At 58.6% G+C, this 14,986-nt stretch carries 14 protein-coding genes; 9 read left to right on the top strand and 5 right to left on the bottom strand.

Features of this window, described 5'->3' with window-relative positions:
* Window positions 1-616: 616 nt before the first annotated feature.
* Entirely contained in the window at window positions 617-1,477 is an 861-nt protein-coding gene (locus VJV58_RS15435) for a VOC family protein (protein WP_324138233.1), read from the top strand.
* A 37-nt stretch (window positions 1,478-1,514) separates the two neighbouring features.
* Here VJV58_RS15435 and VJV58_RS15440 read toward each other — a convergent pair whose 3' ends face one another.
* A complete protein-coding gene (locus VJV58_RS15440) occupies window positions 1,515-2,678 on the bottom strand; it encodes an OpgC domain-containing protein (RefSeq protein WP_324138234.1) in 1,164 nt (387 codons plus the stop codon).
* Window positions 2,679-2,894: 216 nt separating this feature from the next.
* Here VJV58_RS15440 and VJV58_RS15445 point away from each other — a divergent pair, with 216 nt between their 5' ends.
* The 4 genes from VJV58_RS15445 (at window position 2,895) to VJV58_RS15460 (ending at window position 7,862) form a co-directional block, all read left to right on the top strand.
* Complete coding sequence (locus tag VJV58_RS15445) at window positions 2,895-3,200, top strand: ETC complex I subunit (RefSeq protein ID WP_324138235.1); 306 nt, start codon at window positions 2,895-2,897, stop codon at window positions 3,198-3,200.
* 132 nt (window positions 3,201-3,332) lie between these two features.
* Entirely contained in the window at window positions 3,333-4,937 is a 1,605-nt protein-coding gene (locus tag VJV58_RS15450; RefSeq protein ID WP_324138236.1) for a carboxyl transferase domain-containing protein, read from the top strand.
* A gap of 2 nt (window positions 4,938-4,939) precedes the next feature.
* A complete protein-coding gene (locus VJV58_RS15455; protein WP_324138237.1) occupies window positions 4,940-6,946 on the top strand; it encodes an acetyl-CoA carboxylase biotin carboxylase subunit in 2,007 nt (668 codons plus the stop codon).
* A gap of 7 nt (window positions 6,947-6,953) precedes the next feature.
* Window positions 6,954-7,862 (top strand): hydroxymethylglutaryl-CoA lyase, encoded by a 909-nt coding sequence (locus VJV58_RS15460; protein ID WP_324138238.1) that lies wholly within the window; start codon window positions 6,954-6,956, stop codon window positions 7,860-7,862.
* An 18-nt stretch (window positions 7,863-7,880) separates the two neighbouring features.
* On the opposite strand, the gene VJV58_RS15465 is transcribed toward VJV58_RS15460, so the two are convergent.
* The 3 genes from VJV58_RS15465 to dctP are packed head-to-tail and all read right to left on the bottom strand — an operon-like array spanning window position 7,881 to window position 10,809.
* On the bottom strand, window positions 7,881-9,239 hold the full coding sequence (locus VJV58_RS15465; RefSeq protein WP_324138239.1) for a TRAP transporter large permease: 1,359 nt from the start codon (window positions 9,237-9,239) through the stop codon (window positions 7,881-7,883).
* Window positions 9,236-9,790 carry a TRAP transporter small permease gene (locus VJV58_RS15470; protein ID WP_324138240.1) on the bottom strand — a complete coding sequence of 185 codons (555 nt, stop codon included), beginning with the start codon at window positions 9,788-9,790 and terminating at the stop codon, window positions 9,236-9,238. The genes VJV58_RS15465 and VJV58_RS15470 overlap by 4 nt, the downstream gene beginning before the upstream one ends.
* Window positions 9,787-10,809 carry a TRAP transporter substrate-binding protein DctP gene (gene dctP / locus VJV58_RS15475; protein ID WP_324138241.1) on the bottom strand — a complete coding sequence of 341 codons (1,023 nt, stop codon included), beginning with the start codon at window positions 10,807-10,809 and terminating at the stop codon, window positions 9,787-9,789. The genes VJV58_RS15470 and dctP overlap by 4 nt, the downstream gene beginning before the upstream one ends.
* A 322-nt stretch (window positions 10,810-11,131) precedes the next feature.
* On the opposite strand from dctP, the gene VJV58_RS15480 reads away from it, so the two are divergent.
* The gene (locus VJV58_RS15480) at window positions 11,132-11,362 is read left to right on the top strand and encodes a pentapeptide MXKDX repeat protein (protein WP_324138242.1); all 231 of its coding nucleotides are present in this window, start codon (window positions 11,132-11,134) and stop codon (window positions 11,360-11,362) included.
* A gap of 199 nt (window positions 11,363-11,561) precedes the next feature.
* Here the strand turns inward: VJV58_RS15480 and VJV58_RS15485 are convergent, their stop codons facing one another.
* Window positions 11,562-11,909 carry a DUF6481 family protein gene (locus VJV58_RS15485; protein ID WP_324138243.1) on the bottom strand — a complete coding sequence of 116 codons (348 nt, stop codon included), beginning with the start codon at window positions 11,907-11,909 and terminating at the stop codon, window positions 11,562-11,564.
* Window positions 11,910-12,135: 226 nt separating this feature from the next.
* On the opposite strand from VJV58_RS15485, the gene VJV58_RS15490 reads away from it, so the two are divergent.
* From VJV58_RS15490 to VJV58_RS15500, 3 genes are all read left to right on the top strand, one after another.
* Window positions 12,136-12,309, top strand: coding sequence for a hypothetical protein (locus VJV58_RS15490; protein ID WP_324138244.1), 174 nt, complete (start codon window positions 12,136-12,138; stop codon window positions 12,307-12,309).
* A gap of 179 nt (window positions 12,310-12,488) precedes the next feature.
* On the top strand, window positions 12,489-13,655 hold the full coding sequence (locus tag VJV58_RS15495) for an MFS transporter (protein WP_324138245.1): 1,167 nt from the start codon (window positions 12,489-12,491) through the stop codon (window positions 13,653-13,655).
* A gap of 68 nt (window positions 13,656-13,723) precedes the next feature.
* Window positions 13,724-14,986: glycogen debranching N-terminal domain-containing protein (locus tag VJV58_RS15500; RefSeq protein ID WP_324138246.1), on the top strand; the 1,263-nt coding region annotated here is incomplete at its 3' end.

Genomic DNA, 14,986 nt, shown 5'->3' on the forward strand with positions numbered 1-14,986 from the left:
AATGAGCTTGTCATCAGTGTATTGAGAGATCGGTCCGCTCGACTAGCACCAGCGGCAAGCTCCCCACGAGAGACAGCAGCCCCCGCAGCCTCCTCCGCACCCGCAGCCCCTGCAACCTCTGCAGCCACGGCAACCTCTGCACCCTCTGCAGCCACCGCAGGCGCGCGCTACCTGGACGCCATTCCGCGCGGCTCCGGTGTCCTCCTTGTCGAAGACGTAAAACGTGGCCAGGCTGACGTCGGAGATTTCCTCTTCGCCGAGAGTGATCTGGTGACTCGGGCCGAGGTTTGGCGTAGTTGGCTGATCTTGAGCCGGCGCGACCGCAGCGGAGGCGCCTCCGGCCAAGGAGAAAGTTAATCCCGCGGCGCCCAAGACCGGTACGGCTTTGGTAACGCGCTTCGAAGCTTGCTTCACTCGTGCCATGGTTGCTTCCTCCATACTTTGCAATGTCGTGTAGAGTTCAGCTCATCAATCCTACGCTGCAGACGTGTACCGTGCAAGGCTCGTTGCTCACTGGACGTGATCGCACCGCTTGAGTTCATGTTGATGAATGAGAGGGCTGGTTTGAAGTTTTTCGGCTGTCGCTTCGCGATCTGGTTCAGCAGGACACATCAGCATGGTCGCTGATAACCAACGCTTCGCTTGGTATGAGCTGATGACCACGGATGTGGCGGCAGCGCGAACTTTCTATGCTCAGGTTGTGGGCTGGGACTCCGAGGACGCCGCGACACCAGATCAGACCTACACGTTCTTGAGAACCGAGACGACGCTATTAGGCGGACTGATGGAGCTTCCAGAGGAAGCGCGTAGAATGGGTGCGACGCCACGGTGGATGGGCTACGTCGTTACCGATGTGGATGCCACCGCAGACCGTATCAAACGTCTGGGTGGCGCCATCTACGTCGTGCCGACCAATAGCAACATCGGCCGCATTGCAGTCGTAGCTGACCCGCAGAATGCAATGTTTGGATTGATCGATCGGCTACAGCCTGGTCAGCAGCCGGCCGAACTGCACGAAGCTGGACAGGTGGGCTGGCACGAATTGCTTGCAGCCGATTGGGCCAAGGCGTTTGCATTTTATCGCGAGCTGTTCGGTTGGCAGAAAGCGGACACCGAACTTGGTCCAACAGATGCCTACCAATTGTTCTCGGCCGCCGGTCAGATGATTGGCGGCATTTTCACCAAGCGTCCTGCCGAGCGTGTGCCATATTGGCTCTACTACTTCAACGTTGATGATCTCGACGCCGCGTTGGAGCGCGTGACTGGCGCTGGCGGCAAGATTTTTGAAGGTCCGATTGAAGTGCCGGGCGGGGAATGGATCGTCCGGTGCATAGATCCGCAAGGCGCGATTTTCGCGCTGGAGGGAAACCGAGCGCAGCATACCAGTGCAACGGACACCGATGCCGAAGTGAGTTGGTCCACCTCATGGAGCGGCATTTCATCCAGAGGCAGGTTGGTGAACAAGCCTCGCCGTTAGGCGTCAGTGCCGAGCAGCGGCTGCAATTGATGCCAGATCAGTCGGGGTTGGACGTGGCCGCCGGCTTGGGGACCGGTTTGGCGATCGGCTTATCCTGTCGCTTTGACCATGAAATATAGTAGGCGACGATGGTCATAATCGCGATGCCTGTCACGCTGACAAAGATCTGCGCAAACAGCGACCCGGAACTCATCATCAGTTCGAAATGCCCGACGAACGAGAGGAAGACGCCGACGCAGAACACTGCGAGCGACTGCTGACCACAAACAATGAGCGGGTCAAACATCCGCCATTGCAGGCCCTCCCAGTCCTTTGGCACGAACCGTATCACCAGGATCACGATCACCACGAAATGTACAAAACGATACGGGGCCAGGTTGGTTTTGTCGTTCGGGTTGAAGGTTGAATAAAGCCAATGCGGGAACATATTCCCGAAATCCGGAAACTTGCCGGCCATCGTCATCACGAGGGCAAGAACGAGATAGCCGATGCAGAAGTAAAGAGTGAATGGCGCGTTGATGATCGCCATAGACTTTCTGGCGCCCCCTAGCGCGCACCATGAGCCGAACACAAACAGCACCTGCCAGCAGTATGGGTTGAAGTACCAGGTCCCAGCCGGATAGGCCGCGAAGTTCCAGCCGAAATGGCGGGCCGCGAGCCACAGTGCGATCGACGCCAGCATGGTGAGGCCGGGCCGGCGCAGCATCATCCACAACACCGGCGGGAACAAACCCATCAGCACGATGTAGAGCGGGAGCACGTCGAGATTGACTGGTTTAAACTTCAGCAGCAATCCCTGGCGCAGCGTTTCGACCGCGCTGTCGACCAGTCCGGCGACATTAAACTCGTTGATGATCTCCGGATCGCTGTAGCGCTGCGCGACGTACCCGATCGAAACGATATAGATCACAAATAAGATGACGTGAGCGACGTAGAGCTGCCAAACACGTTTGGTCAAACGCGTCGCGCCGACGATAAAGCCGCGTTCCAGCATCATCCGCGCATATACGAACGAGGCGGTGTAACCGGAGATGAAAACGAACAGGTCGGCGGCGTCGCTGAAGCCGTAATTTCGTGTGGTGATCCAGTTGACGACGTTGTCCGGTATGTGGTCCAGGAAAATCGCCCAGTTCGCGACACCGCGAAACAGGTCCAGTCGGAGATCGCGGCCTTTTTCCGGAAGCGTTGCGTTGATTTTCATGGGCGTCGTTTCGAATAAACTTTCGAGCGGATCAAGCAGCAGAACAACGGACCTCTCAGCTGCCCCGGCGACCGTTGTCAGTCGCCAGTATAATGATTATACGGATCAGGAAAATGTAACATCTGGCCAAGAATCAGTGAACTTCTGACGTGCCATTTATACCATCCCGGCAGTTTCCACCATGCGCCCACATTCCGCTTTCCCAAGGTCGATCAAATGACCGCACGCATCTTTAAGCCCGCCAAGAACGCGATGCAGTCGGGCATGGCTCAGACCAAGGAGTGGCAGCTCGAGTACGAGCCCGAGCAGCCACGGGCAATCGAGCCTTTGATGGGATGGACCAGTTCCCGCGACATGAAGCAACAGCTCACGATCGGCTTCCAGACCAAAGAAGAAGCGATCGCCTATTGTGAGAGCAAGGGCATTCCCTACCAGGTGATCGAGCCCAAGGAGCCCGCGCGCCGGCAAGCTGCCTATGCTGACAATTTTGCGTTCCGGCGCGGCGAACCCTGGACCCATTAACCGGGCGATCTGCTATTAACCAATGACTTACGTTGCAGCCTGCAGTTATCGGTTGCGCGAGACGGCTCCCCGATGACACCATGATCCGAGCTCCGACGCCGGAATTGCGGCGCAACATTAACTGCTGATGAGATGCCGCTTCGCTCCACTATTGATCCTGCCTCGCCCGATTTTGCCACCAACGCGGAAGCCATGCGCGCGCTGGTCGCGCAGTTGCGCGAACGGCTGGATGAGGTCGCGGGCGGCGGTGGCGAGGTATCGCGGACGCGGCACATCTCGCGCGGCAAGATGCTGGCGCGAGAGCGCGTCGACCTCCTGATTGATCCGGGTACGGCGTTTCTGGAGCTGTCACCGCTCGCCGCATATGGGCTTTATGGCGGCGATGTGCATTCCGCCAGTATCATCACCGGAGTAGGTCGCATCTCGGGTCGGGAGTGCGTCATTGTCGCGAACGACGCCACTATCAAGGGCGGCACTTATTATCCTCTCACAGTGAAAAAGCACCTTCGGGCCCAGGATGTCGCCCGTCAAAATAATCTGCCCTGCGTCTATATGGTGGATTCTGGCGGTGCATTCCTGCCGATGCAGGATGAAATTTTCCCTGACGAGCGGCATTTCGGCCGCATCTTTTACAATCAAGCCCAGATGTCAGCACTCGGCATTCCGCAGATCGCCATTGTGATGGGATCCTGTACCGCTGGAGGCGCCTATGTGCCGGCCATGTCTGACGAGAGCATTATCGTTCGCAATCAGGGCACCATTTTCCTGGGCGGTCCGCCGCTGGTGAAGGCGGCAACTGGCGAGGTGGTCTCCGCTGAAGAACTCGGCGGAGCTGACGTGCATTCGCGTCAATCCGGCGTAACCGATCACTACGCCCAGAATGACAGTCATGCGATCGGCATCGCGCGCCGCATCATCGCTACATTCAAGAAACCGGACCGTGCGACTTTGAACATGCGTGAGCCGCGCGACCCGCTGTTTGCACCCGAAGATATTTATGGCGTGGTCTCCGCCGATGGGCGCAAGCCATTCGATGTCCACGATGTCATCGCACGCCTCGTCGACGGCTCAGAGTTCGATGAATTCAAGAAGTTGTACGGTCAGACTCTGATTTGCGGCTTCGCCCACCTCTGGGGCTATCCGGTCGGCATCATTGCTAATAACGGAATTCTCTTTAGCGAGAGTTCGCTGAAGGGCGCACATTTCATAGAGTTGTGCTGTCAGCGCAATATTCCACTCGTGTTCCTGCAGAACATTACCGGCTTCATGGTTGGCAAAAAGTACGAAGCCGGCGGGATCGCGCGCGATGGCGCCAAGCTGGTGACGGCGGTTGCTACCGCCGGGGTGCCGAAATTCACGGTTGTAATCGGTGGCTCGTACGGCGCGGGCAATTACGGCATGTGCGGCCGCGCGTATGGCCCGCGTTTCCTCTGGATGTGGCCGAACGCCCGCATCTCGGTGATGGGTGGTGAACAAGCGGCGATGGTACTCAGTCAGGTGCGGCGCGATAACATCGAGGGAAAGGGCGACACATGGTCGTCGGAAGACGAAGACAAATTTCGTAGCCCTATACGCGCTCAATACGAGAAGCAGGGCAACCCATACTACGCCACCGCCCGATTGTGGGATGACGGTGTGATCGATCCGGCCGACACCAGACTGGTACTGGGCCTTGGGCTTTCGGCCGCAGCGAATGCTCCGATGGAGCAGACCCGCTTCGGGCTGTTCAGGATGTGATGATGGATCGCTCCCGACTGTACCGGCGGTTTCGGAGGCTGCTGATCGCTAATCGCGGCGAGATCGCCTGTCGCTTGATCCGTACCGCAAGGGCGATGGGGCTGCGTACCGTTGCGGTCTATTCCGAAGCTGACCGTGATGCCATGCACGTCGCAATGGCCGATGAGGCTGTGCTGCTCGGCCCCGCGCGCGCTCGCGATAGTTATCTGAGCATCCCCCGGATGCTCGAAGCGGCGCGCCGGAGTGGCGCTGAAGCGATCCATCCGGGCTATGGCTTTCTGTCCGAGAGCGCCGAATTCGCCCAATCCTGCCTCGATGCAGACTTGGTGTTCGTCGGTCCGACCGCCGGGATGATCAGTGCAATGGGTTCGAAATCGGGCTCTAAGCTGCTGATGGAAAAAGCCGGCGTGCCGCTAGTGCCGGGGTATCACGGGACGGCGCAGGACGAAACAACGCTGATGAAGGCGGCCGACAAGATCGGTTTCCCCGTTCTGGTCAAGGCATCGGCCGGCGGCGGCGGACGCGGTATGCGGATTGTTCATTCGGCAGGTGAGCTTGCCGCCGCGATCGTGAGCGCCAAGCGCGAAGCAAAAGCCGCGTTTGGCGATGATCGCATGCTGATCGAGAAATTCGTCAAGAACCCGCGCCATATCGAAGTGCAAGTGATCGGCGACAGTCACGGCAATCTGCTGTCATTATTTGAGCGGGAATGTACGTTGCAGCGACGTCATCAGAAGGTGATCGAGGAAGCTCCGTCCCCGACGCTTAACGCGACCCAGCGCGAGACCGTTTGCGCCGCCGCGCGCAAGGCCGCGGGTGCAGTCAACTATGTCGGCGCCGGGACCATCGAATTCGTTTCGGATGGCAAAGACGTTTTTTTCATTGAGATGAACACAAGACTGCAGGTCGAGCATCCCGTGACTGAATTGATCACTGGCATCGATCTCGTGGAATGGCAGTTTCGGGTTGCGTTCGGCGAAAAGCTGCCCTTGACGCAAAATGAGGTCAAACTCAACGGTCACGCGATTGAGGCGCGGGTCTACGCCGAAAATCCAGACAAGAATTTTATGCCATCCGTCGGCACGATACGAACTTGGCACATGCCGGACTCTGTGGATGGCTTGCGCATTGACGCCGGTTATCAGTCCGGCGATACGGTTTCGCCGCACTACGATGCCATGCTGGCGAAGGTAATCGCCTGGGCGCCGACCCGTGAGGGTGCGATTGAGCGGCTCAATCGCGGCCTGGAGCAATCGGACGTTCGCGGTGTCGTGACCAACATTCCGTTTCTCTCGGCGTTGATCACGCGCCCGGAAGTACGCGCCAATGTCATCGATACCGGTTTTATCGAACGCGAACTGAAGAGCTTGACGCCGACGCCGATTGTCCCAGGCCATCTAGAGTTAGGGGCGGCCGTCGCTTCGATCATGGACGAAGAAGAGAGAGTCGCGCGGTCCGACGCAAGCTCGCCCTGGCTGCATTCGGGTTGGATGCCGGTGGGAAGGCGGCAGCGGCTTTTCAGGTTTCGGCAGGCGCACGGCCCCGAGCAAGACGTGAAACTCCACTATGGCAGAGGACCTGCAACGCTCTCCATTGGTGGGAAGGAAATGGCTTTTGCCTCTTCTCATGCGGAGGATGGCGCGCTTGATGTGGTGCTGGACGGGATGAAATACCATGTCGTCTCGGTCGTCGAAGGGCATGAGCTTTACCTTCGGACGCCCAACGGCCGTTTCGATCTCCATTGGATCGATCCGTTCGGCGGCGACGACGAAGAGCAGGTTGGTGAGGACAAGATCGTCGCGCCGTTGCCCGGGACGGTCGTGGCGCTTTTGGCTGAAGTCGGCGCGACACTGGAGAAGGGCGCACCGATACTGACGCTTGAAGTGATGAAAATGGAGCAGACCTTGCGCGCGCCGTTCGCCGGAGTGTTGAAAGCAATCAAATGCAAGGTTGGCGATATCGTTAGCGAAGGGCTCGAACTCGCCGAGGTCGAGCCGGCAGTCTCGTGAGATGAGTATGACGGAATCCGTACGCATCGTCGAAGTCGGACCGCGGGACGGGCTGCAAAACGAAAAGACACCCGTCAGTGTCGCGGACCGCATTGCATTCATCGAGGCGCTGGTCGACGCTGGTCTGCATACCATCGAAGTCGGAGCATTTGTATCGCCCAAGGCGATCCCTCAGATGGTTAATTCGGATCAGGTGCTGCGCGGTGTTGACCATCACGCGTCTAGCGAATTCCACGTTTTGGTGCCGAATGAAAAGGGCTACGAAGCGGCACGCGCAGCCGGTGCAAAAGTAATAGCCGTGTTTGCATCGGCGTCGGAGGGCTTCTCACGCGCCAATATTAACTGCTCGGTCGCCGAATCCATTGAGCGGTTCAAACCTGTCATCGACAAGGCCAAGGCCGATGCCGTCAGGGTGCGCGGTTATATCTCCTGCGTCCTCGGATGCCCGTTTGATGGTGAGGTGAAGCCGCAAGCCGTCGCGGATGTCGCAAAGGTGTTGTGGGACCTTGGTTGCTACGAAATATCGCTTGGGGACACGATTGGTGTCGGCACGCCGCTCAAGGCCAGGCAGTTGCTGCGCGCGGTTTCCGGGGTAGTGCCGATGACCAATCTGGCCATGCATTTCCACGATACATACGGCCAGGCGCTGGCCAATCTGTATGCGGGAATGGAGGAGGGCGCGCGCGTCATTGATTCCGCCGCCGGCGGTCTCGGCGGCTGCCCGTTTGCACCCGGTGCGACCGGCAATGTCGCGACTGAAGACGTCGTTTACATGCTGGAGGGGATGGGCATCGCTACAGGTGTTGACATGCAAAAGTTAGTGGCAGCGACCAACGCCGTCAGCCGTCTGATCGGGCGCCCGCCGCTCAGCCGCGTCGCCGGAGCGATGAACGCGAAGCAGCGATTGGCAAACTAGCGCCTCGGATGCTCGTAGCTAGCGCCCGCCGTCAGGACCCATGATCATATCGGGTAGCGTGGTCGAAATCTCCGGCACAAAGCACAGCACGACAACTGCGGCCATCATCAACAGCACGAAGGGCAAGGTGCCCCAGATGATCTCGCTCAAGGGGATATCGGGCGCGACATTGCGAATGACGAAGATGTTCAGCCCGACGGGGGGATGAATAAGGCCCATCTCCATCACGATAGTCATCACGACACCAAACCAAATGATATCGAAATGCGCCGCACGCAGCGGTGGCAGGATGATCGGCGCGGTCATCAGGATGATCGAAACTGGCGGGAGAAAAAACCCGAGCACGACAACCATGACGAGGATGGCCGTCAGCAGTTCCCATCTTGGCAGCTGCATCGCGACGATCGACTCGGCGACCGATTGCGAGATGTGCAGGTAGCTCATGACATAGGAATACAACAGCGACATGCCGATGATCATCATCAGCATGGTGGATTCGCGGATTGTCGATTTCAGGATGGGGGCCAGATCGGCCGGCCGCCACACCGTATAGATCAGTGCGATCAGCACCAGCGCCAGAAGTCCGCCGAGGCCCGCGGTCTCGGAAGGCGTTGCATAACCACCGTACAGCGCGATCATGACGCCGGTCAGCAGCAGCACGAACGGCAGCACCCGCGGCAGCACGTTGAAGCGATCCGCCATCGTGAACTCGTCCCGATGCAGGATGGCGGAAGCTGCGCCGGTCTCCTTGTAGAGTGCACTGGCTGCCGCATACTCCTTGCGGAAGCGCAAGACCGCATAGACGCCAAATAGCGTAACCAGCAGGAGGCCGGGTCCGATGCCAGCCAGGAACAGCCTGCCCAGCGATTTTTCCGCGGCGACGGCAAACAAGATCATGGTGATCGAGGGCGGCAGCAGGATGCCGAGCGTTCCGCCAGCTGCAATGATGCCGGCAGCGAATCCGCCAGAATAACCGCGCTTGCGCATTTCCGGAATTCCGGCTGAGCCGATGGCAGAGCAGGTGGCAGGCGATGAGCCTGCCATGGCAGCGAACAACGCGCAGGCAAACACATTGGCAACGCCGAGGCCGCCCGGCACGCGATGCAGCCAGGCGTGGAGCGCGGAATACAGATCCTGGCCGGCGCGGGACTTGCCGATCGCCGCACCCTTCAGAATAAAAAGCGGGATCGACAACAGCGTTATCGAAGCCATCTCTTCATAGACATTCTGGGTGACGGTATCGAGCGAAGCGGTCGGCATGTAGATGCCCATGAACACCACGGCGACCGCGCCAAGCGCAAACGCGATCGGCATGCCCGAGAACATCGCGACCAAAGTTGCAAGGCCGTAGCTAATGCCAATTCCAAGCACAGTCATGGACGCGCCGTACGGCTCAGCGGGGCTGCGATCTGCAGCAGTATTTGGATGCAAAGCAACGTCATGCCGGCGGCCATGAGGCAATAGGGGATGGCCAACGGCGGCGACCACATCGAGTTTGAAACCTGGCCGTCGACCCAGGCTTCATGCGCCAGCGTCCAGGATTTCCATGTGAAGAATGCGCAGAAAAGGAAGCTCGCGAAATCCACCAACCAGAGCCTTACCCGATTGGCTCGTGGCGACAGCAGGCCGACGAAGGCTTCGATCCCGATATGCCCGCGCTGTGCCTGCACATAGGCTGAGGTCATGAATGTCGCGCCGACCAAGAGAAATACGGCCGCTTCGTCCTGCCAATAGTTCGCACTGTGAAACAGGGCACGGCTGAGCACGCTATAACTGAGGATAATGCAAGCGGCGATCAGCGCCAACGCCGCGAGGACGACGATGACGTTGTTGCACACGTCGAGCCCGCGTCCAACCGCCGCCACAAACGGGTTGCTTGCAGCGGCGTCCGAACGGTCGAGCTTATCCCCGACCGGACCATGCATCATGCGGCGACGTCGGAGGCTAGCTTCAACAGGTTAGCTGCGGTCGCGGTCTTGGCGCCGTAGTCCTTCCAGGCGGTATCCCGCGCGATGTTTCGCCATTTGCCGACGGTGGCCACATCAAGCGCGGCAATCTTGCATCCTGCCTTCTCGTAGACCTTGGCAACTTCCTTGTCGTCGTCCTGCGCGCCTTTCTTGCCGAACGCCTCGAGTTCGGAGCCGACTGTAAGGATGATGTCCTTGTGCTTCTTCGGCAAGGCATCGAAGATTGATTTCGACATCATCAGCGGCTCCAACATGAACCAGTAGGATGCGCCGGCGCCTGACGTCAGGGCTTTGGAGACTTCCTCAAGGCGGAAGGAAATCAGGCTGGTGGAGGATGTAATGCCGGCATCGCACGCGCCGGTCTGCATCGCGGCGTAGATTTCGTTCGACGGCACGGAGAGCACCGAAGCGCCTGCCGTCTGCAGTACCATGTCCATCTCGCGCGAGCCGCCGCGGACCTTGAGGCCTTTGGCGTCCTCCGGCGCAACGATCGGCCTCGAGCGACTGGCGACGCCGCCGGCTTGCCACACCCACGTCAGGAGTATGATGCCCTTGTCGGCCAAAAAGTCGGTCAGCGCCTTGCCGATCGGCTTGGTCTTCCAGCTCAGGCCCTGGTCGTAGGTCGAGACCAGCCCGGGCATCAATCCGATATTGGTTTCCGGCAATTCGCCTCCGGCGTAGGGCATAGGGTACAGACTGATATCGAGCGCGCCTTTGCGCATGGCCGAGAACTGCGCATTGGTCTTGATGAGCGATGAATTCGGGTAGATCTCGGCGGCTATCTCGCCACCGCTTCGCTTCGCCACTTCAGCCGCGAATACCCGACACAGCCTGTCACGGAAGTCGCCCTTATCAATTGTCCCACCAGGAAACTGATGCGATATTTTCAGCGTGGTTGCTGCCTGGGCCGTTCCGGTCCCGAACCGCAGGACGGCGGGCGCGGCAAGCGCTGACACAAGCACGTGGCGGCGTGTAAACATCAAAATCTCCCCTGGGCGATGATTGATTGGAATTGATCGAGCGACCCTGCAGGGCATCTTACCCTGCATTCGCCCAGATTTCCTCTAGTCTGAAAGTTCGAGGCAGGTTGGCAGATAGAACCGCCGCATGTTGCGGCGCACTCTTGCCCCAGAGATTCGACGGAAAAAAGACGAAATGAGGCTTTTTTTCTTGGTGTCATTGATACCTTCGATGCCGCCTCGCTAAAATTTTCCGCATAGCGGGTAACAAAGCGCATCTCGGCGCCGTCTGGGTGTAGCGGCATTCGTCGCTACCCGACCATTCCAAGAGGAATATCAGCCAATGACCATCAGCACCCGCATCGCGGTCGGCCTTTCAGCCGCCGTTCTTTCGCTCAGCCTGACGCTCGCGCCAGCCGCTTTTGCCCAGGACAAGATGGGCAAGGATGACGGTATGAAAAAGGATACCATGTCCAAGGACTCCATGAAGAAGGACACCATGTCCAAGGATTCCATGAAGAAGGACACTATGTCGAAGGACGGCATGAAAAAAGACGACGGGATGAAGAAGTAACTAACCGTCGTTTGCGGTTGGGAGACTCGCCCCTGAATAGGGCGAGTCTCCCAACCCCGCAGCGAACCTCGCGCCTTCTGTGGCTTGGAAGGTAACCTCGCTCAACGAGCTGGCAATGATGGGCGCCCGTACGCGAACGGGCTCAAGAGCTCATGCGTGGTTTTGCGCGCCCTTTCTCAGCAGACCATTTTGTAACGCGTCACTTTTTCTTCTTTTTGCGTGCGGCATAGCGCGCGTCTCGCGCGGCTTTGCGCTCGGCCTCAAGCGCGACTTCACGAGCGGCCTCTTCTTCCCTTTCGCGCGCGAGTTGAGCGGCTGCCGCCGCCGCCAATTCTTCCTCCCGCAGCTTCTGCTCGGCTTTAGCGGCGTCGCGGGCTAATTTTGCCTTGGCGCGTTCGGCAGCTAGGGCCTCCCGCTCGGCCTGCCGCCGCTTGACAGCAGGGTCGTCTGGACCCGGCTGGCTGCGAAACTTCTCCAGAATGTTTTGCCTTGCCTGCTCGGCCGCTTTTTGCCGGTCCGCAAAGCCTGGTTCCTTGAATCCGCTCATGAAGGGGGCCTTGTCGCTTTCTTGTTTGTGTGAGCCGATCGGCTGTCGCCGGACCGCCAGCGCAGGGCGACGTTGCCCTGCTTGAATCCGGAGGGGTGTACATGCGCGCGCGGCGGGAAGCCATAAAAAACGAAGGAACAGACTGAACATCTGGTTATTTTGGCGCGGGTGAATGGTAAAATTGGCCGCCAGCCGATGACTTTCCTGCAACTCTGTCGGTTCACCCATGACTGATCCCGACCACGGAGGAAACCGGCGAGGCGCAATCGCAGGCCTGGCAATCGCAGTGGTTCTCCTGATTGTGGGGCTGTGGCTGGCTCACGAACTGTTGGCGACGAGCAAGATGCAGGATTGCCTGATGTCGGGACGTACCAACTGCAATGTTATTCCCACTCAGTGAGGTGGACGACAACGGAACATTCTGAAAGTTCTGTGTTTATCACCGACGTGACCACTATCGCCGATGCACTGGCGAGCGAAATGTCTCTCCAATTCACCCAAACAGTTTCCCGACATCGGCGGCAAAAACAATCGCTGGAGCACGCGGGTTCATCACAGAGCCGGCGAGGGCTCGATTGGATGAACTTCTTCACTGCGGATGTTCAAACCGGATTTGGTGCGTTTGTTTCGCTTTACCTTGCGGAGTTGCAATGGTCGCAGGAGAGCGTTGGATTTGCGCTTACGGTCGGTCGAATTTCAGGTGTTATCGGAGTGATCCCGGCCGGAGCGCTGGCGGATTCTATCCGTTCAAAGCGAGGATTGGCCGCGGCCGGACTCCTGATGGTAGGCATTGCTGCGTTGCTTCTTGCGCTGTACCCGAGTTTCCCGTTCGTGCTGATCGCGGAGGCGCTTCACGGCCTAACCGCCGGCATGTTGGGCCCGGCCATCGCTGCGATCAGCCTCGGGCTCGTGGGTCGAAGAATGATGTCGTTGCGCGTCGGACGCAATCATCGATATGACGCGGCGGGTAACGCGCTAACGGCCGTCGTGATGGGAGTGCTCGGAAAGTACTTCACTTCGAGGGCTATCTTTTTGACGGCTGCGGCGCTTGTGATTCCAGCGTTGATTGGGCTCGGACGCATCCGCGGCGATGAGATCGATTACAGCCGCGCACGAAATGCAGGTAAGGGCGAGAAGGGCCCAACTGTCAAAAGCGTCATGGAGCTTCGGAAGAATTCCGACCTGCTCTGGTTTGCCGGTTGCCTTGCGCTGTTTCAATTGTCCGACGCCTCGATGCTGCCTCTCGTCAGCGAACGACTAGGTCAATCCAGATTGGAATTCGATTCGCTGCTGTTATCCGGATTGATCGCCGCTCCTCAACTGATCGTTGCGTTTTGCTCGCCATGGGTTGGATATTGTTCGGAGCTGTGGGGACGCAAGCCGTTGCTGTTGGTCGGGTTTGGTCTCGAGGTCATCCGCGGCGGCATCTTCTCCTTCATCAGCAACTCATACTTGCTCACCGCCGTGCAGATTTTGGACGGACTGAGCGGCGCTATAATCAGCGTGCTCACGGTCGTGATTATCACGGACCTCACGGCGGGCACCGGTAGGTTCAATCTGGCCCGCGGCGCCGTCAGCATGATTACGGGACTTGCAGCTTCGGTTAGCACGGCGCTGAGTGGGCTACTCTGGCAGCGATCTAGTGCAACCACGACATTTCTGAGCTTGGCAGCCGTGGCGGTGATCGCGACGGCGCTCCTCTGGTACCGCATGCCTGAAACGAAACCCGTGCAATACGCTGATTGATACTCGTGGCGATTTCGCCGCGAGCTGATGAAGAGAAGCTTGCTAATCGTGTCCAAAGATTTGTGCGCATGACTTTCAAGGTTCGGGTTGGCCCGGCGGAGATCGCCATCCATCAGGGCCAGACCGTGTTGCTTACCGATCCTGATGGGCAAGTGACGACGCCCAGCAAGGGTGGATTATATTTTCGCGATACCAGGCTCATCAGCGCCTGGGCGATCTACGCCAACGGTGTGCCGTGGGAATTATTGAACGGCGGTACAGTGGCTCCCCACCTTGCCCGCATGTTTCAGACCAACTGTGCCTTTGCGAGCCAAGACGGGCTGATCGAGCCGCATACGCTAGGTTTAATGATTGTGCGCCAGATCGATGGCGGGCTCCACGAGGACATCGAAATCAGCAATCACAATCCGATGCCGGTGCGCTTCAACCTGGAAATTGCAATTCGGGCGGACTTCGCCGACATCTTTGAAGTGAAGGGCGGCCGTGCCGTCAGGCGCGGCCAAATCAGTTCGTTTTGGTCGGCAAAGCATCAGCTACTCCGCATTGCGTATTCCAACGAGAACTTCCGCCGTGAATTGATTGTTCGCTGCGGCGGGGAAAAGGAAGTCCCTGCATGTCATGCCAATGGGCGGCTCATCTTTGAAATTGCGCTCAAAGGCGGAGAGGTGTGGCGGCGGTGTCTGCGCTACGATCTGGTAGACGGAAAAGAACGGATTCGTGCGCCGAGGAACTGTACCCACCAGCGAAGACATTCGCATCAAGCTGGGCTGGTCGACGAATGGCGTCAAGCGGTTCTGAAGGTGGAAACCAGCAACGAGGAATTCCGTCGATGCTTTAGTCAAAGCGTTCGTGACATGGCCGCCTTGCGGCTGCCGTTGAAGGGCACCGATCACATGGTATTTGTCCCGGCAGCCGGACTTCCGTGGTACGTGGCGTTATTTGGCCGTGATACGCTGATCGCGTCGCTTCAAACCGTGATAGTTCATCCGGAATTCGCTACCGGCACGTTGGAAGTTCTGGCCCAGTATCAGGCCAAGGAAATTGATAATTATCGCGATGCCGAGCCTGGGAAGATACTTCATGAGCTTCGCTACGGCGAACTCGCACATTTCCATTTGATTCCACATACGCCGTATTACGGCACTGCGGATGCGACGCCGCTCTGGTTGATAGCGCTTCATGCCGCATGGCGCGCCTGCGGCGACCGCTCGCTGCTCGAGCGGCATTTGCGGACGGCGGAAGCTTGCCTTGCCTGGATCGACAAGTACGGCGATCGCGATGACGACGGATTCCAGGAATACCAGACGCGATCTCCCGTGGGTTACGAAAAC

The organism is Bradyrhizobium sp., from assembly GCF_035273305.1.
Lineage (GTDB): Bacteria > Pseudomonadota > Alphaproteobacteria > Rhizobiales > Xanthobacteraceae > Bradyrhizobium.